This is a genomic window from Bradyrhizobium sp. SZCCHNR1051, assembly GCF_032489615.1.
In the GTDB taxonomy this organism is placed as follows: domain Bacteria; phylum Pseudomonadota; class Alphaproteobacteria; order Rhizobiales; family Xanthobacteraceae; genus Bradyrhizobium.
Genome location: NZ_JAUEYJ010000002.1, coordinates 156,232 through 175,765 on the forward strand (window position 1 = coordinate 156,232; position 19,534 = coordinate 175,765).

The 19,534-nt window shown below is 66.2% G+C and carries 19 protein-coding genes; 10 read left to right on the top strand and 9 right to left on the bottom strand.

The features are described from left to right. Positions 1-61: 61 nt before the first annotated feature. Positions 62-1,780, top strand: a complete 1,719-nt coding sequence (locus tag QW868_RS02690; protein ID WP_409997650.1) for an outer membrane beta-barrel protein — start codon at positions 62-64, stop codon at positions 1,778-1,780. 159 nt (positions 1,781-1,939) lie between these two features. Here the strand turns inward: QW868_RS02690 and QW868_RS02695 are convergent, their stop codons facing one another. The 3 genes from QW868_RS02695 to hemH all read right to left on the bottom strand — a co-directional run bounded on the left by QW868_RS02695 (position 1,940) and on the right by hemH (position 4,663). Further along, positions 1,940-2,386 carry an NfeD family protein gene (locus QW868_RS02695; RefSeq protein WP_315772400.1) on the bottom strand — a complete coding sequence of 149 codons (447 nt, stop codon included), beginning with the start codon at positions 2,384-2,386 and terminating at the stop codon, positions 1,940-1,942. A gap of 16 nt (positions 2,387-2,402) precedes the next feature. After that, the gene (locus tag QW868_RS02700; RefSeq protein ID WP_315716547.1) at positions 2,403-3,407 is read right to left on the bottom strand and encodes an SPFH domain-containing protein; all 1,005 of its coding nucleotides are present in this window, start codon (positions 3,405-3,407) and stop codon (positions 2,403-2,405) included. Between the two features lie 203 nt (positions 3,408-3,610). Beyond that, a complete protein-coding gene (hemH, locus tag QW868_RS02705) occupies positions 3,611-4,663 on the bottom strand; it encodes a ferrochelatase (RefSeq protein ID WP_315777656.1) in 1,053 nt (350 codons plus the stop codon). Between the two features lie 95 nt (positions 4,664-4,758). Here hemH and QW868_RS02710 point away from each other — a divergent pair, with 95 nt between their 5' ends. Both QW868_RS02710 and shc read left to right on the top strand, forming a co-directional pair. Further along, the gene (locus QW868_RS02710; protein WP_316229862.1) at positions 4,759-5,166 is read left to right on the top strand and encodes an MAPEG family protein; all 408 of its coding nucleotides are present in this window, start codon (positions 4,759-4,761) and stop codon (positions 5,164-5,166) included. A 216-nt stretch (positions 5,167-5,382) separates the two neighbouring features. Continuing rightward, a complete protein-coding gene (gene shc / locus QW868_RS02715) occupies positions 5,383-7,476 on the top strand; it encodes a squalene--hopene cyclase (protein WP_316229951.1) in 2,094 nt (697 codons plus the stop codon). A gap of 99 nt (positions 7,477-7,575) precedes the next feature. Here the strand turns inward: shc and QW868_RS02720 are convergent, their stop codons facing one another. Next, positions 7,576-7,818: an MBL fold metallo-hydrolase gene (locus QW868_RS02720; protein ID WP_316229863.1), complete on the bottom strand. Its 243-nt coding sequence runs from the start codon at positions 7,816-7,818 to the stop codon at positions 7,576-7,578. Continuing rightward, positions 7,815-8,888 carry an NAD-dependent epimerase/dehydratase family protein gene (locus QW868_RS02725; RefSeq protein WP_316229864.1) on the bottom strand — a complete coding sequence of 358 codons (1,074 nt, stop codon included), beginning with the start codon at positions 8,886-8,888 and terminating at the stop codon, positions 7,815-7,817. Before QW868_RS02725 ends, QW868_RS02720 begins: the two co-directional genes overlap by 4 nt. 120 nt (positions 8,889-9,008) lie before the next feature. Between QW868_RS02725 and QW868_RS02730 the strand changes: the two genes are divergently transcribed. Then, the gene (locus QW868_RS02730) at positions 9,009-9,647 is read left to right on the top strand and encodes a TetR/AcrR family transcriptional regulator (RefSeq protein ID WP_316229865.1); all 639 of its coding nucleotides are present in this window, start codon (positions 9,009-9,011) and stop codon (positions 9,645-9,647) included. A gap of 299 nt (positions 9,648-9,946) precedes the next feature. On the opposite strand, the gene QW868_RS02735 is transcribed toward QW868_RS02730, so the two are convergent. From QW868_RS02735 to QW868_RS02745, 3 genes are read right to left on the bottom strand one after another with little or no spacing between them, the layout of a single operon-like run. After that, positions 9,947-11,125, bottom strand: a complete 1,179-nt coding sequence (locus tag QW868_RS02735; protein WP_315779179.1) for a nickel/cobalt transporter — start codon at positions 11,123-11,125, stop codon at positions 9,947-9,949. Further along, the gene (locus QW868_RS02740) at positions 11,122-11,757 is read right to left on the bottom strand and encodes a DUF1007 family protein (protein ID WP_315779180.1); all 636 of its coding nucleotides are present in this window, start codon (positions 11,755-11,757) and stop codon (positions 11,122-11,124) included. The genes QW868_RS02735 and QW868_RS02740 overlap by 4 nt, the downstream gene beginning before the upstream one ends. A gap of 10 nt (positions 11,758-11,767) precedes the next feature. Continuing rightward, positions 11,768-13,849, bottom strand: coding sequence for a M3 family metallopeptidase (locus tag QW868_RS02745; protein WP_315779182.1), 2,082 nt, complete (start codon positions 13,847-13,849; stop codon positions 11,768-11,770). A 132-nt stretch (positions 13,850-13,981) separates the two neighbouring features. On the opposite strand from QW868_RS02745, the gene QW868_RS02750 reads away from it, so the two are divergent. From QW868_RS02750 to QW868_RS02775, 6 genes are all read left to right on the top strand, one after another. Beyond that, positions 13,982-14,242, top strand: coding sequence for a hypothetical protein (locus tag QW868_RS02750; protein WP_315716541.1), 261 nt, complete (start codon positions 13,982-13,984; stop codon positions 14,240-14,242). A gap of 674 nt (positions 14,243-14,916) precedes the next feature. Further along, a complete protein-coding gene (locus tag QW868_RS02755; protein WP_315777663.1) occupies positions 14,917-16,059 on the top strand; it encodes a type III PLP-dependent enzyme in 1,143 nt (380 codons plus the stop codon). 180 nt (positions 16,060-16,239) lie between these two features. After that, a complete protein-coding gene (locus QW868_RS02760) occupies positions 16,240-16,833 on the top strand; it encodes an N-acetyltransferase (protein WP_316229866.1) in 594 nt (197 codons plus the stop codon). Beyond that, on the top strand, positions 16,821-16,982 hold the full coding sequence (locus QW868_RS02765; protein ID WP_315772381.1) for a hypothetical protein: 162 nt from the start codon (positions 16,821-16,823) through the stop codon (positions 16,980-16,982). Before QW868_RS02760 ends, QW868_RS02765 begins: the two co-directional genes overlap by 13 nt. Before the next feature lie 95 nt (positions 16,983-17,077). Further along, positions 17,078-17,467, top strand: a complete 390-nt coding sequence (locus tag QW868_RS02770; RefSeq protein WP_316229867.1) for a RidA family protein — start codon at positions 17,078-17,080, stop codon at positions 17,465-17,467. 74 nt (positions 17,468-17,541) lie between these two features. Further along, positions 17,542-18,966 carry a homospermidine synthase gene (locus QW868_RS02775; protein WP_316229868.1) on the top strand — a complete coding sequence of 475 codons (1,425 nt, stop codon included), beginning with the start codon at positions 17,542-17,544 and terminating at the stop codon, positions 18,964-18,966. A 191-nt stretch (positions 18,967-19,157) separates the two neighbouring features. Here the strand turns inward: QW868_RS02775 and QW868_RS02780 are convergent, their stop codons facing one another. Beyond that, positions 19,158-19,478 (bottom strand): hypothetical protein, encoded by a 321-nt coding sequence (locus tag QW868_RS02780; protein ID WP_316229869.1) that lies wholly within the window; start codon positions 19,476-19,478, stop codon positions 19,158-19,160. Between the last annotated feature and the right edge of the window lie 56 nt (positions 19,479-19,534).

A 19,534-nucleotide genomic window follows, 5' to 3' on the forward strand; every position in this document is an offset into this window, starting at 1 on the left:
GGTTTGCCGGCGGCGCGGGTGTCCCGACGACGCAATTGATTTTGTTGGAGTATTTTTCATCGTGGGATGGAGGCCTGACAGCGGCCGCGCAGGACGCGCGATAAGGCGCGCGATGTGGCGCGGCGCCTCCGCCGCATGCCTGCTGCTCGGCGCGCTCGGCCCCGATGCGGCCCACTCCCAGACCATCGACGCGTTCCGGCCGGTGCGCGACGGCTTCCTCGCCCCGCAGGACTCCCCGCTGCGGCGGACCGTGGTCAGCGGCCTGACCGATGCCGTACCGACGCCAGGGCTGCCCGCGACGCCTGCGCCGACCAGCTCCACCGCACGACGAAATCTGGTTCCCCTGCCCGGTGTGCCCGCGGCGAGCGGCGCTGCCGAATTCGGCTATGATTCGCTGAACCGCAATCGGAAGAAGCCGAAATACTATCCCGCCCAGGCGCGGCCCAAGCCGCCGCCGGGCCCCGGCACGCGACCTTCCGGCGAGCTGACCGGGCAGTTGCGTCCGACCTTGCCGCCGTCGGCCACAGCCAACAGGCAGCCGGTCCCGGCCGCCATGGCGGGCACGGTGCCCGGCCAGCCGCCGCGCAAGCGGCTCAAGATCGACGACGACCCGTTCGGCGCAGTCGGCGATTACGCCGGCCCGTTCCTGATCAAGGGCGCGGTGGAGCTCTCGGCCGGGTATGACAGCAACCCGGCCCGCCTCGCCAGGCCGCGCGGCATGCCGGCTTGGATGATCGCGCCGGAATTTTTGGCGGTGTCGAACTGGGAGCGTCACGCCCTCGTCGCCGACCTGCGGGGCTCCTTCACCGGCTATGGCAGCACCCTGCCGGCTATCATGGATGGCGGCATCAATTCGGCGCCGACCACGCTCGACCGCCCCGACTTCACCGGCCATGTCGACGGCCGCCTCGACGTCAGCCGCGACACCTCGGTCGGCGCCCAGCTGCGGCTGCGCGCCGCGACCGACAATCCCGGCAGTCCCAGCGTGCAGGCCGGATTGGCGCGCTATCCGGTCTACACCACGCTCGGCACCACCATCGGCATCGACCAGCGCTTCAACCGGCTGCAGATTTCGGCGGGCGCCACCGCCGACCGCACCAGCTATCAGCAGAGCAAGCTGACCGACGGCACGATGACGTCGAACGACGACCGCAACTACAACCAGTTCGGCGGCATCGGCCGGGTGTCCTACGAGGTCATGCCCGGCCTGAAGCCGTTCGCGGAGGTGCAGGGCGACAGCCGCGTGCACGACCAGCGGGTCGACCGTTCGGGCTATCAGCGCGACTCCTCGGGCGGCTACGCCAAGGCCGGCACCTCGTTCGAGTTCACCCGGCTTCTGACCGGCGAGGTTTCGCTCGGCTATGCCACGCGCAGCTATGTCGATCCGCGGCTGAACCGGCTGCAGGGCTTCCTCACCACGGCCTCGCTGGTGTGGTCGGCGACGCCGCTGACCACCGCGCGCTTTCTCTCCGACACGCAGCTCGCAGAGACCACGGTGGCCGGCGCCTCCGGCGTGCTGGTGCGCACCTACACGGTGCAGGTCGACCACGACTTCCGGCGCTGGCTGACCGGCATCGGCAAGTTCAGCCTCGGCACGCTCGACTATCAGGGCTACGGCCGCAGCGACCGCACCTATTCGGCCGAAGGCAACCTCGTCTACAAGATGTCGCGGAACGTCTGGGTCAAGGGCACGCTGCGCTACGACAAGCTCGACTCCAACATCACGGGTGCTGGGTCGTCCGGCACGGTGGTGATGCTGGGCGTAAGACTGCAGAATTGAGCAGGAATCGTAGGGTGGGCAAAGGCGCGCAGGCTCCGCTCTCTCCGCATATTCCCTATGAGTTGGCGCGACGTGCCCACCGTCTCGCGCGCGATGCAGATGGTGGGCACGGCACGACACGGCTATCGCCGCGTCGTTCCTTTGCCCACCCTACGGCACCTACGCCGCAGCCACCGTGAGCTGGGCGCCGTCGGCCTGCACGATGCGGACGCGGCTGCCGGCGGGGGTGTCGGGGCCCGCGACGCGCCACACCGTGTCGTCGATGCGGACGGTGCCATTGCCGCCGACGATCGGCTTCTCCAAGGTGAACTCGCGGCCGACCAGGGCCGCCGAGCGGCGGTTGAGGAACGGATTGTCCCGCGACGGCGCCGCACTCGCCCGCGCGAAGCGCCGCCACAGCGGCACGGCGGCGACCGCGAACAGCGCAAACAGCAGGATCTGCAGTTGCCATCCCGGCGCAAACGCAAACGACAGCAGCCCGACCAGCAGGGCGGCGAGGCCGAGCCAGAACAGGAAGATGCCCGGCGCGAGCAGCTCCAGCGCCATCAGGATGATGCCGAAGATCAGCCAGTTCCAGGTGCCGAGCGTCACGAACATGTCGCTCATCAGCGTCCTCCCTGCGTCAAGCCTGCGGTGGCGTCGGCGGTTTCGGGGCCGTCCCCGCTGACGGCACCGAGCCGCCGCGGCGCGCGGCTGCCACGGCCGAAGCCGCGCTCTCGCCGAACGTCGCCTTGGCGATCTCACCGATGCCGGCGAGCGAGGCCAGCATGCCCGTTGCCTCCAGCGGCAGCATGATCACCTTCTGGTTCGGCGAGTCGGCGAGCTGACCGAATGCCTTGATGTATTTGTCGGCGATGAAGTAGTTGAGCGCCGCGACATCCCCCTTCGAGATCGCGTCCGACACCATCTGCGTCGCCTTGGCCTCGGCCTCCGCGGCGCGCTCGCGCGCCTGGGCATCGAGGAAGGCCGACTCGCGGCGGCCCTCGGCCTGCAGGATCTGGCTCTGCTTGGCGCCCTCCGCGCGCAGGATCTCCGACTGCCGCTGGCCCTCGGCCTGCAGGATGTCGGCGCGCTTGACGCGCTCGGCCTTCATCTGCCGGCCCATCGCCTCGACCAGGTCGGCCGGCGGCACGATGTCCTTGATCTCGATGCGGTTGACCTTGAGGCCCCACGGCGACACCGCGGCGTCGACGACGCGCAGCAGCCGCTCGTTGATCTCGTCGCGATGCGACAGCACCTGGTCGAGATCCATCGCGCCCATCACCGAGCGGATGTTGGTCATGGTCAGCGTGACGATCGCCTGGTTGAGGTTCGACACCTCGTAGCTCGCCTTGGCGGCGTCGAACACCTGGTAGAAGGCGACGCCGTCGACCGTCACGGTGGCGTTGTCCTTGGTGATGACCTCCTGCTCGGGGATGTCGATCACCTGCTCCATCATGTTGATCTTGCGCCCGATGCGATCGAAGAAGGGCACGATGATGTTGAGGCCCGGCGACAAGGTGCGGGTGTATTTGCCGAACCGCTCGACGGTCCAGTCGAACCCCTGTGGCACGGTCTTCACGCCGGAATACAGCGTGAAGATGACCAGCAGCACCAGCGCTATGGCGAAAATGTCGAAACCGCTCATGGATCCTCCAAGGGAGGAGACGATCGTCCCCTCACCAGCCTCTGCAGCCATCACGATCTAGGGATTACTGCATGATTTTGTCGGGGATCCGCTAGGGGCGGTTCAGGAAAGTATTTTCGAGGCGCGGACGGTCGTCCGACTTGCGCCGGCGGGCGGCTCACCTAGCGGGCCGGCAATACCGCCGACGGCTCAGAGCCAGCCCTTTACAACCAGCCCTGCAGCTCGCGCAGCACCAGCTGCCGCAGCACCTCCATGCCGGGCGCGCTGTCGTTCAGGCACGGCACGGCGGAGAATTCCTCGCCGCCATTGTGCTTGAAGATCTCGCAATTCTCGCCGGAGATCTCCTCCAGCGTCTCCAGGCAGTCGGCGGAGAAGCCCGGCATCACCACGGCGATGCGCTTGACTCCGTCCTTGGCGAGCTTCTCGATGGTCTTGTCGGTATAAGGCTGCAGCCACTCCGAGAAGCCGAAGCGCGACTGGAAGGTCAGCAGCAGCTTGGTGTCGTCCATGCCGAGCCGCCTGCGCAGCAGCTCGGTGGTGGCGACGCACTGCTCGCGATAGGGATCGCCCTTGTCGACATATTCCTTGGGCATGCCGTGGAACGAGGCCACGATCAGCTCGGGCTTGTACGCCAGCGTCTTCAGATGATCCTCGATCGAGACCGCCAGCGCCTCGATGTAGAAGTCGTCGTTGTAATAAGGCGGCGTCACCCGCAGCGTCGGCTGCGCGCGCAGCTCGGTCAGCACGCGGAACGCCTCGTCGCACACGGTCGCCGAGGTCGCGGCTGAATATTGCGGATAGAGCGGCACCACCAGGATGCGGTCGCAGCCCTTGGCCATGAGACCATCGACGCCAGCCTTGATCGACGGATTGCCGTAGCGCATGGCCCAGTCGACGATGACGTGGCTGCGATCGGCGATGCTGGCGGCGAGCTTCTCGCTCTGCGCGCGCGTGATCGTCTTCAGCGGCGATTCGTTCTTCTCGGTGTTCCAGATCGACTGGTAGTCTTTCGCCTTCTTGCGCGGCCGGACATTGAGGATGATCCCGTTGAGGATGATCTTCCACAACAGGCCCTGGTCCTCGATGACGCGGCGGTCGGACAGGAACTCCTTCAGATACACCCGCACGCCGGCGGCGTCCGCCGTATCCGGCGTCCCGAGATTGACCAGCAGCACGCCGACACGTGACGTGCTCGCGGCCGGCAACGGCCTGACGTCGACAGGCCTGGCATTGTCCAGAGAGATGGCGGCGGTCATGATGCCCGTGACTGCTGAAGGGCGTGGCTTGGCGGCTTGTTTCGACATTGTCAAGATAAGGGCCATTTCACCGATGTCATCGGGCTGGAGGAGCCATGACGATTGCCGAATTGTGCATTTTCGCCAGCGTGATGCTCTACCTGTTAACGATCGTGCCGGCGAAATGGATCAGCGTCGACGGTGCCGGGCGCTATGACAACGCCCGGCCGCGAGATCCCGCCTTCTACGCCGGCGGCATCCGCGAGCGGGCGCTGGGCGCCCATCAGAACGGCATCGAGGCGTTCCCGTTCTTTGCCGCCGCGGTGCTGCTGGCCGAGTTCCGCGGTGCGCCGCAGAACCTGATCAACGAGCTGTCGGTGCTGTTCCTGATCGTGCGCATCGCCTATGTGCTGACTTACGTCGGCGATCGGCCGTCGCTGCGCTCGATCCTGTGGGCGATCGGCTTCCTGATCACCGTCGGCATCTTCTTCCTGCCTTTGCTGCGCAATTACCTGCCGGTTTGAGCGGAAGCCGCGGTCCCCGCGCGTGAGCGGTGTCACATCCCTGTCCCCGCCGAGGTGCTAACCACGAGCGCTGAAGACCTCGGTCCGTACGCTTTTCGTTTCCGCTTTGATCCGGTCTGCTCCGGCCAGTTGATTGGATTTGACGGCGAAATTCCCTATAGGGCGGGGTGAATTCGACGGCTGCAGCGGCGCTATCGAGCCGCCAGAGGGATCATGATGACTTTGACCAGCTCGGCTTCCGCGCGCGCGCCGCGCGACCCGGGAAATTACCAGACCGCCCTGCAATCGACGGTACGGGCGGCTTCGGACTGGCTGATCGCCAACCAGAAGCCGGACGGCCACTGGGTCGGCCGCGCCGAATCCAACGCCTGCATGGAGGCGCAATGGTGCCTGGCGCTGTGGTTCATGGGGCTCGAGGAGCATCCGCTGCGCAAGCGCCTGGGCCAGTCGCTGCTCGACAGCCAGCGCCCGGACGGCGCCTGGCAGGTCTATTTCGGCGCCCCCAATGGTGACATCAACGCGACCGTCGAGGCCTATGCCGCGCTGCGCTCGCTCGGCTTCCGCGACGACGAGCCGCCGGTGCGCCGCGCCCGCGAATGGATCGAGGCCAAGGGGGGCTTGCGCAACATTCGCGTGTTCACGCGCTATTGGCTGGCGCTGATCGGCGAATGGCCGTGGGAGAAGACCCCCAACATCCCGCCCGAGGTGATCTGGTTTCCGCTCTGGTTTCCGTTCTCGATCTACAATTTCGCGCAATGGGCACGCGCCACCCTGATGCCGATCGCGGTGCTGTCGGCGCGGCGGCCGAGCCGGCCGCTGCCGCCCGAGAACCGGCTGGACGCGCTGTTTCCGCATGGGCGCAACGCGTTCGACTACGAGCTGCCGGTGAAGGCCAATGCCGGCGGCTGGGACAAGTTCTTCCGCGGCGCCGACAAGGTGCTGCATGCCCTGCAGAACCTCGGCAACAAGCTCAATCTCGGCCTGTTCCGGCCCGCGGCCACCAGCCGCGTGCTGGAATGGATGATCCGCCACCAGGATTTCGACGGCGCCTGGGGCGGCATCCAGCCGCCCTGGATCTACGGCCTGATGGCGCTCTACGCCGAGGGCTATCCGCTCAACCACCCCGTTCTCGCCAAGGGCCTCGATGCCCTGAACGATCCCGGCTGGCGGGTCGATGTCGGCGACGCCACCTACATCCAGGCCACCAACAGCCCGGTGTGGGACACGATCCTGACCCTGCTCGCCTTCGACGATGCCGGCGTGCTCGGCGACTACCCCGAAGCCGTCGACAAGGCGGTCAATTGGGTGCTCGACCGCCAGGTCCGCGTGCCCGGCGACTGGTCGATGAAGCTGCCGCACGTCAAGCCCGGCGGCTGGGCGTTCGAATACGCCAACAACTACTATCCCGACACGGACGACACCGCCGTGGCGCTGATCGCGCTGGCGCCGCTGCGCCATGATCCCAAATGGCAGGCCAAGGGCATCGACGAGTCCATCCAGCTCGGCGTCGACTGGCTGATCGGCATGCAGAGCCAGGGCGGCGGCTGGGGCGCCTTCGACAAGGACAACAACCAGCAGATCCTGACCAAGATTCCGTTCTGCGACTACGGCGAGGCGCTCGATCCGCCGTCGGTCGACGTCACCGCCCACATCGTCGAGGCTTTCGGCAAGCTCGGCATCTCGCGCAATCATCCGGCCATGGTGCGCGCGCTCGACTACATCCGACGGGAGCAGGAGCCGAGCGGCCCGTGGTTCGGCCGCTGGGGCGTCAACTACGTCTACGGCACCGGCGCGGTGCTGCCGGCGCTGGCCGCGATCGGCGAGGACATGACGCAACCCTATATCGGCCGCGCTTGCGACTGGCTCGTCGCGCATCAGCAGCCGGACGGCGGCTGGGGCGAGAGCTGCGCCTCCTACATGGATGTCAGCGCGGTCGGCCGCGGCACCACCACGGCGTCGCAGACCGCCTGGGCGCTGATGGCGCTGCTCGCCGTCAACCGCCCTGAGGACAAGGAGGCGATCGAGCACGGCTGCACCTGGCTGGTCGAGCGCCAGTCGGCCGGCACCTGGGACGAGCCGGAATTCACCGGCACCGGCTTCCCCGGCTACGGCGTCGGCCAGACCATCAAGCTGACCGATCCCACTTTGCAGGAGCGGCTGATGCAGGGCCCTGAGCTGTCCCGCGCCTTCATGCTCCGCTACGGCATGTACCGGCACTACTTCCCGCTGATGGCGCTGGGACGCGCGCTGCGGCCGCAGGGGCATGGTAACACTGCAGCTACACCTTCGCCGCCGTCCCGGCCTCGTTGACGATGGAGCCTGGCATGAGCGTTACGAACGATCGTGCCAGCCCGGCGCGTCGAAGCGCTGAAGCCAATTCTCTGGGAGATTCATCGTAACCTTCGTCGGTCAGACGAACGTACCCCAGTGATGACCAACCGCTTGCCGCGCGCCGCACAGCCGGAACGCTTCGACCGCCTCGGCCGGGTTCATGTGTTGGTCTTTCATGAACCAGCGCGGCGCGTAGGCGCCCACGGGCAGCAATGCCAACCGCAACTGCGGATGCGCCCGGGCCACCTCTCTGAAGGTGCTTCCGTCACTGAAGCCCGTGTCGCCTACGAAGTAGATACCCCCACCCGGCGCCTCAATCATACAGAGACGACGCTCGCGCGACGTTCGCCCCGATGGGCGGACGAACTGGCGAGCTTGGACTCAGGCTGCCGCATCGCGGCCAACCCTTCGTCCATGGTGATCCGGGGCGCATAGCCCAGCTCGGTCTGAGCCTTGCGGGTGCTGATAGTGAATGGCTTGCCGATAAGGCGTAACATCTGGCGCGTGATCGGCGGCTCGCCCTTGAGGCGCATTGCACGCCACGCTGCCCCCATGAGGCCGGCCATGGTCCAGGCTATTCCGAAACGAACGGACTTGTCCGCAGCGATTATCCCACGAGTGGCAAGCAGAGACGAGATGAAGCTTTTCAAGGTGCTCTGCTCGGCATCGGCGATGAAATACGCTTCGCCCCCCCGGCCCCGATCTGCGGCGAGAATCAGCGCGTCGCACAAATTATCGACATGGCAGCTCGACATGGCCTGCGTGCCTCCAGCGACCCACTGCCACCGGCCTGCGTTCACGGTCTCTACCATGTGATCGAGAGTTGGCATTCTGCCTCCCCAGATAAATGGCGGCCGCAGCGCGATGGTCTCCAGGCCGGGACGCATGCCATTAGCTGCCAGCAACACGCGCTCGCCTTCGGCCTTCGAAGATCCGTAGGGCGAGAAGGCACGGACCTGCAGCGGCAGGCTCTCGTCGACATTCAACATCGGTTCGGGATCGCCCATGACCACGGCCGCAGCGCTCACCGCAACCAGGCGGCGCACGCTGGCCGTCGCTGCGGCCGCGTTCACGACGGCGCGCGTGCCCTCGACGTTGATCCGGTCGAAAATCTCCTGGTTGCCCCAAAGCTTGAAGTGCGCGGCGACATGAAACACGACCTCGCATCCTGTCATCGCCTTTCGCAACGCTTGTTCGTCGTTGAGTTCGCCGCGTACGGGCGTTGCTCCGAGTGTCTTGACTTGCGCCTCGCTCTCCGCGCTTCGGGCCAGCGCCCGCACCTGCCACCCCCCCACGAGGAGATGCGTAATCAGGCGGCCGCCAACAAAGCCGGAGCCACCAGTCACGAGAGCGACGCGGTGCTGGTCGGATGGCGTGGCGGGAGCAGTCATGGCGAACCTCCTTGAGCTGGATGACCCAACCTTGTGGCCGCCTCGTTCAAAAGTCAACGAACATATTTCATAATCTGTTCGTTTGCATGCATCGGAGAGTTCTAGTATTCTTTCCGAACGATGGAATCGAAGACAACCATACCCGCAACCCATTCTTCTACCGAAGAAATTTCGTTTCGGGCGCAGATCCTCGACACCGCGCGCGCCCAAGTGCGCCGCCATGGTGAGGCCAAGACCAACGTCGTCGACATCGCCCGCGCTCTCGGCACTTCGCACACGACGATCTATCGCCACTTCCGCTCCAAGGCTGACATTTTCGATGCCCTGGTTGTCGAGGCGATGCGTGATGAGGAGGAGATGGCAAGCCGCTTTGTCGAGGCGGAAGGACCTTTCGCGGAGCGTCTGGAGGGCTTGGTGCTCGCGCTGCATGCCCGCAAGCGGGAGCGGTTCACTGCGGATGCCGAGGTTTACGGCCTATACCGCCGAATTGTGGAAGAGCGGCCGGAGATCATCGCCGCTTACTCACGAGCAATGACTGCTCTTATCGCCCGCATTCTGGCTGATGCAAAGAAGCGCGGCGAGATTCGAGTTGATGATATCGAGGCTGCCGCGGGCGTTGTGCGCGACGCAATCACCGTGTTCGTCCATCCCGCTCATGTGGCAGCCGCCGTCGCGGCCAATCTGCCAAGCGAAAAAATGGCCCGCAACGTCGTGCGCACGCTTTGCGCCGGCTTCCGCGCCGGAGCCGAATTGACCTGAAGCAGACCTTCGCGCGGGGCGTGTGTCAAACAGGCGCTGGCTTCTATGGCCTTTGACAATGCCGAGGTGGGCCTCATCTGCCCTGGGGACTACCTCCAATCGCCTATCAAACCCCGCGGCGGAAGGTATGGGTCCCGAGTCGGCGCCACGACCGCGCTATCGCGCGCTCGTGGCTTGCCCGGGACGACACAATTGTTGCTGCGCGATCGCGGCCAACCTTCACCGCTGTCATGCCTCGCGCAAGCGGGGCATCCAGCACGCAGTGACCAACGCGAGGCCAGGAACGGAGCCCGCGCCGCTCAGAAGCAGGTCGTGCGTTCCGCCGCGATGTAGCCCAGCAACAAGCCCGCGCCGAAGAGCAGCACCAGACCGGCGGCGCCGAATTCCAGGCCGCGCATGATCAGGGCGCCGCCGCCCTCGCGGCCGGCGCTGAGCCGGCGGGCGACGTCCTTGGCGGCGACGGCGAGCACCGCGATGGTCGCGACGGTCACCGCCGTGCCCATGCCCATCACGAAGGTCGCGGCGACGCCGGCCCAGAACATGCCCTGGGCCAAGGCGAACACCAGAACAAGGATCGCGCCCGAGCACGGGCGGATGCCGGCGGCGAAGATCGCCTGAAAGCCGCGCTGCCAGCCGCCGGGACCGGCGAGCTCGCTCGGCGCGGGCCCGTGGGAATGGCCGCAACCGCAATCATCGCCGTGAACGTGATCGTGGTGGACGTGATCGTGAGCGGCGTGACCATGCGCCGCCGCAGCATGGGCGTGCGCATGATCGTGGTGATGATGATCGTGGCCGTGGTGGTCGTGACCATGGTGATCATGGTCATGATGATGCGCACGATGCTGATGATCATGCGCGTCGCCCTGAGCGGGCGGGACCGCGGCGGCCGCTGGCGCTCCGGCCAGCGCCAGTGCCGGCGCCGCCGGCTGCCAGGTGCGCAGGAACGCCGCGCCCTTGACCCAGACCAGGCGCGCGCCGAGCAGCGCGATCAGGCCGTAGCTCGCGATCTCCACCACCTTTTCGGCGCTGCACATCGTGGCCGCGGTGGCATTGAGCACCACCGCACCGATGCCGACGATGACGACCGCGACCAGCGCCTGCATCAGGCCCGAGGCGAACGACAGCACGATGCCGCGCTTGGCCGTCTCCTGGTTGGCGACGAGATAGGACGCGATGACCGCCTTGCCGTGACCGGGGCCCGCAGCATGAAAGATGCCGTAGGCAAACGAGATCGCCAGCAGCCACCACACCGCCGAGCCGTCTTCCTTGGCCGAGCGGATCGCCCCCGACATCTGGCGGTAGAACTCCGACTGCTTGGCGAGCAGCCAGCCGACGATGCCGCCGACCTGTGGCTCGGCCGGTGCGCCGAACGGCGGCTTGGCGAGCAGCGCATGCGAGGCGGCGTCGGCGGCGACGAGTGCTGCGAGGATCGCAACGCAGGTCAGGAGCGGTCGAGCGGAGCTGGGGCGAGGCGTCATGGACATTCCACTGAGATCTTGTTGGCGAAGTTCATTCCGAAATTGGCGTTCGCCCCGCCGCTCAGGAATGTCTGTTCGTTCATGGTCTGCGCGACGGATCCGCCGTCGCTCGGTCTCACCAGGCCGAACTTGCAGCCCGAGGGAGCGCTGACCAGCGTGACGGGATCCTTCTCCGCCATCTGGAAATCGATGAAATAGCTGGGATCGTAGACCTCGACCTGGAGCTGCTTCGTCTTCACCGGCGCCTTCAGCGGCAGGGTGAAGTGCAGGGTCAGCTTGGTGTCCTTGTATTCGAGGTAATAGTCGACGGGGTCCTCGAGCTTCTGCTTGCGCCCGTCGGCCTTGAGGAAGGTGAAGTAGGCATATTCCTTCAGCGACTCGGCGTTGGTCTGCGCCAGCGGCGCCAGCTCCTCGCGGGTGTAGACGCCCTTCTGCTTGGTCTCGAGGCCCTGCAGCGCGTAGGTCGCGAACATGTCGTCGAAGGTCCAGGCGTGGCGCACGCCGGTCACCGAGCCATCGGCCGCATAGAGCAGCTCGCTGCTCGCGGTGACCCAGACATGCGGGTGGGCGCTCGCCGCGCTCGCGCCGAATACGAGCGTCAGCGCAGCGAAGACGAACCGGACCAGTGCCATCCTCTTCACCTCAAGCCGCCTTGGCAACGTCGAGCAGACCGCGCCGGCGCAGCAGCGCGTCGGGCTCGGGCTCGCGGCCGCGGAAGGCGATGTAGGCCGCTTCCGGATCGAGCGAGCCGCCCGAGGCGTAGACATTGTCGTGGAGCCGCTTGGCGACCGCCGGATCGAAGATGTTGCCGGCTTCCTCGAAGGCGCCGAAGGCATCCGCATCCATCACCTCCGACCACATGTAGCTGTAATAGCCCGCCGCATAATGGTCTCCCGAGAAGATATGGCCGAATTGAGTCGGCCGGTGGCGCAGCGCGATTTCGGGCGGCATGCCGATCTTCTCCATCTCGGCCCGCTCGAACGCACGCACGTCCTTCGACGCCGCCGCCGGCTGGGTGTGGAATTCGAGATCGATCAGCGCCGAGGACACGAACTCGACGGTGGCAAAGCCCTGGTTGAAGCGGCGCGCGGCCAGGAAGCGCTCGAGCAGGTCCTGCGGCAGCGGCTCGCCCGTCTGGTAGTGGCGCGCGAAGGTCTGCAGCACCTCGGGACGCTCCTGCCAGTGCTCGTAGAGCTGCGACGGCAGCTCGACGAAATCGGTGAAAACCGCAGTGCCAGATAGCGAGGGATAGGTCACGTTGGACAGGATGCCGTGCAGGCCGTGGCCGAACTCGTGGAACAAGGTGCGAGCGTCGTCCGGCGACAGCAGCGACGGCTGGCCGTCGGCGCCTTTCGCAAAATTGCAGACGTTGATGATCAAGGGCGCGGTGTCGCCGTCGAGCTTCTGCTGGTCGCGCAGCGAGGTCATCCAGGCGCCGGAGCGCTTCGACGAGCGGGCAAAGTAGTCGCCATAGAACAGCGCCTTGTGGCGGCCTCCCGCGTCCTTGATCTCCCAGACCCGGACGTCCGGATGCCAGACCGGGATGTCCTTGCGCTCGGCGAAGGTGATGCCGAACAGCCGCGTGGCGCAGTCGAAGGCGGCTGCGATCATGTTGTCGAGCGAAAGATACGGCTTGATCGCCGCGTCGTCGAAGTTGGCCTTCGCCTGGCGCAGCTTCTCGGCGTAATAGCGCCAGTCCCAGGCCGCGAGCTTGAAGTTGCCGCCCTCCGCCGTGATCATCTCCTGCAGTTGATCGCGGTCGGCCAGCGCCTTGGCGCGCGCCGGCTTCCAGACGCGCTCCAGCAGCCCGCGCACGGCCTCCGGCGTCTTCGCCATGGAATCCTCGAGGCGATAGGCGGCGAAGTTCGGAAAGCCCATGATCTTGGCGGCCTGCTCGCGCAAGGACAGGATCTCGCCGATGACGGCGTTGTTGTCGTTGGCGTTGCCATTGTCGCCGCGCGCGGTGAAGGCCTTGAACACCTTCTCGCGCAGGTCGCGGCGGGCAGAGCTCTGCAGGAACGGCTCGACCGAGGAGCGCGACAGGGTCACGATCGTCTTGCCGGGCATGCCGCGCTCTTCCGCCGCAGCCTTGGCAGCAGCCACGAAGCTCTCGGACAGTCCGGCGCGGTCGTCCTCGCCGAGCTCGAGGTACCAGTCCTGCTCGTCGCCGAGCACGTGGTGGCTGAAGGTGGTGCCGAGCTGGGCGAGCTTCTCGTTGATCTCGGCCATCCGTACCTTGTCATCGTCCGAGAGGCCGGCGCCGGCACGGCGGAAGCGGGTGTAGGTGCGCTCCAGGAGCCGCTGCTCCTCACCAGTGAGCTTGAGGTCCTTGCGGTTGTCGTAGAGCAGCGCGATGCGGCCAAACAGCACGGCATTCATCATGATCGGGTTCCAGTGCCGCGCCATCCGCAGCGACACGTCCTTGTCGATCTCCAGAATCGCCGGGTTCGAATGCGCCGACACCAGATCGTAGAAGACAGCCGCGACCTTCGACAGCAGCTTTCCCGAGCGCTCCAGCGCCGTGATGGTGTTGGCGAAGTCCGGCTCGGCCGGGTCATGGGTAATGGCGGTGATTTCGGCGGCGTGGTCGGCGAAGGCGCGCTCGAAGGCCGGCAGGAAGTGCTCGGGCCTGATCGCGTCGAACGGCGGTGTCTGGTGCGGGGTCTCCCAGGCCACGAGCAGCGGATTGGTCTGGGCGTCGATCACAGCGGTGGTGTCTGACATCGGCTGGGGTCCGTCCTCTCCCGGAAGTTCGATGCGCCCCTCATACCACGGAGCCGGCCCTTTTTGGGTCATTTCCCCTTGAAGGGCCGGGCCTTTTCGGAGAGATTGCGGCCCGCAACAGGACCCTGGACCATGAACGCAGAGACCACCTCCAAAGCCGGCCGCCAGATCGCCTGGCCGACCGTGATCACCGTCATCTCGGCGGCGATCCTGATCGGTGCCGAAGTGTTCGGTGCGGCCTTCGCCGGCGGCTGGGCGCTCGCGATTCTGTTCGGGCTCGGCGATGGCGGCGCGCACATCGTTCAGGCCGTGCTGTTCGCGATCGGCGTGTTCGTGATGATCGGCTTCATCCGTGGCGCGCAGCGCATCGAGCCGTTCACCAGGCGCGCGTGAGTCACGCGAAAACACTGTCCTGCAAGGGTGAACGCGTTACGAAACTTTAAGCTCGCTTAACGTTCGTTCAGACATCTGCGCAGCATGTGTGTCGCGTAAGCACAGATTAGGGAAATCTTTCCCGGCGCCCAAAAATTCCTTGCGAACGAAATTCAAAACGCTTATTTCCGCTTCTGCCCAATTTCGCACGTGCCTGTGGTCGTGTGTCAGTCGGTAGGTATCCGGACAAGAGGCCGGACAGCCGCCAAGGGATGAGGAACCGAGGGGCCCTCGGATCGTTGCGATCAAGATCAGTTCGATCGAGATCGTCATGCTCCGAAAGCCCAGCATCTCTCTCAAGAGATGCCGCTGAAGGTCACCCCATCTTTTGCAACCGTGACTGGCAGCCGGAGGCGAACCGGCGCACCCCGCTCTCAACGGGGGACGCGACTTAAAGCAACGACGGATCGGGCTTTTTTGGTCTCTACCGGCAGTCCAAAGCCGGCGCGGGCTACTGAAAAGGCTTGTCCTTCATTGCCAGGTGTGCGGGCGGGAAATCCCCAACCAATCCACGGCAGCACAATTCGGCTACGGGTTCGAGGTTTTGTCGCCTTTCCATCGGGCGGCAACGCCAAGGCACCCGTGTCGGGATCATTTTGAACGGGTCTCGTCGCTGGGACCGTTTGGAGGGTGCTATGACCGAACGTATCCGGGAATTCCTGCGCAACCGCCGCGAGGAAGGTCTGGACCACGAGCCCTGTCTCGTGGTCGATCTCGAGATCGTGCGCGACAACTACATGAGCTTCGCCAAGGCGCTGCCGGACAGCCGCGTGTTCTATGCGGTCAAGGCCAATCCGGCGCCGGAAGTGCTGTCGCTGCTCGCCTCGCTGGGCTCGTCGTTCGACACGGCGACGGTCGCCGAGATCGAGATGGCGCTGGCCGCCGGTGCGACGCCGGACCGCATCTCCTATGGCAACACGATCAAGAAGGAGCGGGACATCGCGCGCGCCTATGCGCTCGGCATCCGCCTGTTCGCGGTCGACTGCGCCGCCGAGGTCGAGAAGATCGCGCGCGCAGCGCCCGGCGCCAAGGTGTTCTGCCGCATCCTGTACGATTGCGCCGGCGCCGAGTGGCCGCTGTCGCGCAAGTTCGGCTGTGATCCGGAGATGGCGGTCGACGTGCTGGACCTGGCCAAGCGGCTCGGCCTGGAGCCGTGCGGCATCTCGTTCCATGTCGGCTCGCAGCAGCGCAAGGTGAAGGCGTGGGACCGCGCGCTGGCGATGGCCTCGACGGTGTTCCGCGACTGCGCCGAGCGCGGCATCAACCTGACCATGGTGAACATGGGCGGGGGCTTCCCGACCAAGTACCTGAAGGACGTGCCGCCGGTCGTGCAGTACGGCCGCTCGATCTTCCGTGCGCTGCGCAAGCATTTCGGCAACCAGATCCCGGAGACGATCATCGAGCCGGGCCGCGGCATGGTCGGCAATGCCGGGATCATCGAGTCAGAAGTGGTGCTGATCTCGAAGAAGAGCGACGAGGACGAGCTGCGCTGGGTCTATCTCGACATCGGCAAGTTCGGCGGTCTCGCCGAGACGATGGACGAGTCGATCCGCTACGCCATCCGCACCCCGCATGAGGGCGCGGAGATGACCCCGTGCGTGCTCGCCGGCCCGACCTGCGATTCGGCCGACGTGATGTACGAGAAGCTGCCGTATCCGCTGCCGGTGACGCTCTCGATCGGCGACAAGGTGCTGATCGAGGGGACCGGGGCCTATACGTCGACCTACGCGTCGGTGGCCTTCAACGGCATCCCCCCGCTGAAGACCTATCACATCTGATCCGGCTTGCTTCGCCACCCGCTTGCGGGTGAGACGACGCGAAGCTTCGGGTGGGGCTGCCCCCACCCCGACCCTCCCCCGCAAGCGGGGGAGGGAGCGATAGACCGACACCTTCAATCTGACATCACGCGTTTGCGCGCGGGCGAAAGCCTCGCGGCGCAGGCCGGGGACTGACGTGCCATGACCGCTTTTCGCATCCCTTCGACTGCGCCTGCTCGGACTGCCGCTCCGTTCGTGATCCGCAGCGAGCGTGCCTCCGACGTCGCGGCGCGCGAGACGCTGCTGGATGCCTGCTTCGGCGACAACCGCCATGAGCGCACCTGCCAGCGCCTGCGCGACGGACGCGCGCCCGCCGCAGGCCTCGCCTTGTCGGCGGTGCGCGGCGGCGCCCTGGTGGGAACGCTGCGGTTGTGGCACGTCAGCGCCGGCGGACGCGATGCGTTGATGCTGGGACCGCTGGCGGTCGCGCGTGAGGCGCGCAGCCTCGGCGTTGGCGCTGCGCTGATGAACGCCGCGCTGATGATCGCGGCGTCGCGCGGCCATGGCGCCGTGATCCTGCTCGGCGATGCGCCCTATTACGCCCGCTTCGGCTTCTCGGTCGCGCAGACCGCTGAGCTGGAGCTGCCCGGCCCGTTCGCGCACGAGCGCTTGCTCGGGCTCGCGCTGGTCGAAGGCGCGCTCGATGGCGCCGCAGGCCCGATCCTCGCCACCGGCGCCCGGGAGCGGAAGGCTCGCCGCGGCCGCAAGGAGCGGCTGGTATCATGCGCGGCGTAACTGCCCGCGACGGGCACGCGCCGCGGCGGCGGACATTGCTGCCGACGCTCCTGCTGATCCTGCTCGGGATCATGATCGTCCGCGACATCGTGGTGCGGCGCTGGAGCAGCACGCCGCCCGCCGGACCTGACGTCACCCGCCTGCGTTAGGCATTCCGGCAACGAACGCCGCAGCAGCCCCTCAGGGGTTGCGCAGGTGCAGCAAAAGCTCTTTAACCCCCGAAAATCCCATCACGAGGTCCGCCATGTCCCGCCGTCTGATCTCTACCGGATCACCGTTCGAGAAGAGCTTCGGCTACAGCCGCGCCGTCATCGATGGCGACTTCGCCTTCGTCGCCGGCACCACCGGCTACGACTACGCCACCATGACGATGCCGGCCGATGTCACGAGCCAGTCACGCAACTGCTTCAAGACCATCGCCGCCGCCCTGCAGGAGGGCGGCTTCGCGATGGCCGATATCGTCCGCGCGACCTACTACCTCACCGACGTCAACGACGCCGACGCCCATTTCGCGGTCTGCGGCGACGTGCTCGGCGACATCCGTCCGGCAGCCACGATGGTGGTCGTCGCAGGCCTGCTCAAGCCCGAGATGAAGGTCGAGATCGAGGTCACGGCCAAGCGGCGCAGCACCTAAAAGCGGCGCAGCGTCTGAAGGCGGCGCGCCGCCTGAATCCATCCATCCCACGCACCTTTCGCGGAGAACCATTCATGAGCTCGCAGATCCACGCGAAGATCACCGGCCCCATCGTGATGATCGGCTTCGGCTCGATCGGCAAGGGCACCCTGCCCCTGATCGAACGCCATTTCGACTACGACAAGAGCCGCTTCGTCATCATCGATCCGCATGACGACGGCGCGCTGGCGAAGAAGCATGGCGTCCGCTTCATCCAGCAGGGCGTGACCCGCGACAACTACCGCGATCTGCTGGTGCCGCTGCTCACCGAAGGCGGCGGCCAGGGCTTCTGCGTCAACCTGTCGGTCGACACCTCCTCTGTCGACCTCATGACGCTGTGCCGCGAGATCGGTGCGCTCTACATCGACACCGTCGTCGAGCCGTGGGCCGGCTTCTATTTCGACAAGCAGATGGGCGTCGAGCAGCGCTCCAACTACGCGCTGCGCGAGACGCTGCTCGCCGCCCGGCGCAAGAGCCCGGGCGGCACCACCGCCGTCTCCACCTGCGGCGCCAATCCCGGCATGGTCTCCTGGTTCGTCAAGCAGGCGCTGCTCGACATCGCCAAGGACACCAAGACCGAGATCGTCGAGCCGAAGAGCCGCGAGGGCTGGGCGCAGCTGATGCACAAGCTCGGCGTCAAGGGCGTCCACATCGCCGAGCGCGACACCCAGCGCTCCAGGAACCCGAAGCCGATGGACGTGTTCGTCAACACCTGGTCGGTCGAGGGTTTTGTCTCCGAGGGCATGCAGCCGGCCGAGCTCGGCTGGGGCACGCACGAGACATGGATGCCGGAGAACGGCCGACGCCACACCGAGGGCTGCGGCGCTGCGATCTATCTGCTGCAGCCGGGCGCCAACACCCGCGTGCGCTCGTGGTGTCCGACGCCGGGCGCGCAATATGGCTTCCTGGTGACCCACAACGAGTCGATCTCGATCGCCGACTACTACACCGTGCGCGACGGTGACAAGGTCGTCTATCGCCCGACCTGCCACTACGCCTATCACCCGGCCAATGACGCCGTGCTGTCGCTGCACGAGATCTTCGGCGCCACCGGCAAGATGCAGGGGAAGTGGCACATCCTCGACGAGAACGAGATCGTCGACGGCATCGACGAGCTCGGCGTGCTGCTCTATGGCCACGGCAAGAACGCCTATTGGTACGGCTCGCAGCTCTCGATCGAGGAGACCCGCCGCATCGCGCCATACCAGAACGCGACCGGCATGCAGGTCTCGTCCGCCGTGCTCGCCGGCATGGTGTGGGCGCTGGAAAACCCGACCGCCGGCATCGTCGAGGCCGACGAGATGGACTTCCGCCGCTGCCTCGAGATCCAGTCGCCCTATCTCGGCCCGGTGAAGGGCTACTACACCGACTGGACCCCGCTGAACGACCGCCCGGGGCTTTTCCCGGAGGATATCGACACGTCGGATCCCTGGCAGTTCCGCAACATCCTGGTGCGGTAAACCTCCACTGTCGTCCCGGGCAAGCCACGACGGCAACGCCGTCGTGGCGCCGACCCGGGACCCATACTCCCCGGCGGGTATGAGACGGGAGATGGAGCTAACAGCCTGCCTCGAACGACGTCCTGGGGTTATGGGTCCCGGCGTTCGCCGGGACGACAGCGGAATTTGTGGCCGCGTTTGGGCCTCTCCAGCTACTTCCGCTCCATCGTCGGCGCGATCTTCTCGGCCGGGGCTGGCGGCAGCGCCGGCTTCGCGCCTTCCTTTTGAGCTTCCACGTCAGGGCGCGCGGGCTCTGGCGCCGGCGTGGTCGGGCGGGTGCCGCCGGGCTTGGACTCGGCCGGTGTCGCTGACGGCTCAGGCGAGGCTGAGGGCGTCGCCTGCGCGATCTGGTCGAGATGATTGGCCTTGATCTCGGTCAGCGAGATGATGGCCACCAGCGCGCCCAGGCCGAGCAGGCCAGCTGCCAGCAGCAGGTCCCTGCGCAACGTCTGTTTGCTATTGATCGAGGCCATGGCTTGTCATCCGCATCCTGTGATGTGCGGAACAACGGTCACGCGCCTGTGGGGTT

Coding starts and splice junctions, on each gene's coding strand:
- QW868_RS02695 (WP_315772400.1), bottom strand. CDS start 2,386: ATGAGCGACATGTTCGTGACGCTCGGCACCTGGAACTGGCTGATCTTC.
- QW868_RS02700 (WP_315716547.1), bottom strand. CDS start 3,407: ATGAGCGGTTTCGACATTTTCGCCATAGCGCTGGTGCTGCTGGTCATC.
- hemH (WP_315777656.1), bottom strand. CDS start 4,663: ATGACCGCCGCCATCTCTCTGGACAATGCCAGGCCTGTCGACGTCAGG.
- QW868_RS02710 (WP_316229862.1), top strand. CDS start 4,759: ATGACGATTGCCGAATTGTGCATTTTCGCCAGCGTGATGCTCTACCTG.
- shc (WP_316229951.1), top strand. CDS start 5,383: ATGACTTTGACCAGCTCGGCTTCCGCGCGCGCGCCGCGCGACCCGGGA.
- QW868_RS02720 (WP_316229863.1), bottom strand. CDS start 7,818: ATGATTGAGGCGCCGGGTGGGGGTATCTACTTCGTAGGCGACACGGGC.
- QW868_RS02725 (WP_316229864.1), bottom strand. CDS start 8,888: ATGACTGCTCCCGCCACGCCATCCGACCAGCACCGCGTCGCTCTCGTG.
- QW868_RS02730 (WP_316229865.1), top strand. CDS start 9,009: ATGGAATCGAAGACAACCATACCCGCAACCCATTCTTCTACCGAAGAA.
- QW868_RS02735 (WP_315779179.1), bottom strand. CDS start 11,125: ATGACGCCTCGCCCCAGCTCCGCTCGACCGCTCCTGACCTGCGTTGCG.
- QW868_RS02740 (WP_315779180.1), bottom strand. CDS start 11,757: ATGGCACTGGTCCGGTTCGTCTTCGCTGCGCTGACGCTCGTATTCGGC.
- QW868_RS02745 (WP_315779182.1), bottom strand. CDS start 13,849: ATGTCAGACACCACCGCTGTGATCGACGCCCAGACCAATCCGCTGCTC.
- QW868_RS02750 (WP_315716541.1), top strand. CDS start 13,982: ATGAACGCAGAGACCACCTCCAAAGCCGGCCGCCAGATCGCCTGGCCG.
- QW868_RS02755 (WP_315777663.1), top strand. CDS start 14,917: ATGACCGAACGTATCCGGGAATTCCTGCGCAACCGCCGCGAGGAAGGT.
- QW868_RS02760 (WP_316229866.1), top strand. CDS start 16,240: ATGACCGCTTTTCGCATCCCTTCGACTGCGCCTGCTCGGACTGCCGCT.
- QW868_RS02765 (WP_315772381.1), top strand. CDS start 16,821: ATGCGCGGCGTAACTGCCCGCGACGGGCACGCGCCGCGGCGGCGGACA.
- QW868_RS02770 (WP_316229867.1), top strand. CDS start 17,078: ATGTCCCGCCGTCTGATCTCTACCGGATCACCGTTCGAGAAGAGCTTC.
- QW868_RS02775 (WP_316229868.1), top strand. CDS start 17,542: ATGAGCTCGCAGATCCACGCGAAGATCACCGGCCCCATCGTGATGATC.
- QW868_RS02780 (WP_316229869.1), bottom strand. CDS start 19,478: ATGGCCTCGATCAATAGCAAACAGACGTTGCGCAGGGACCTGCTGCTG.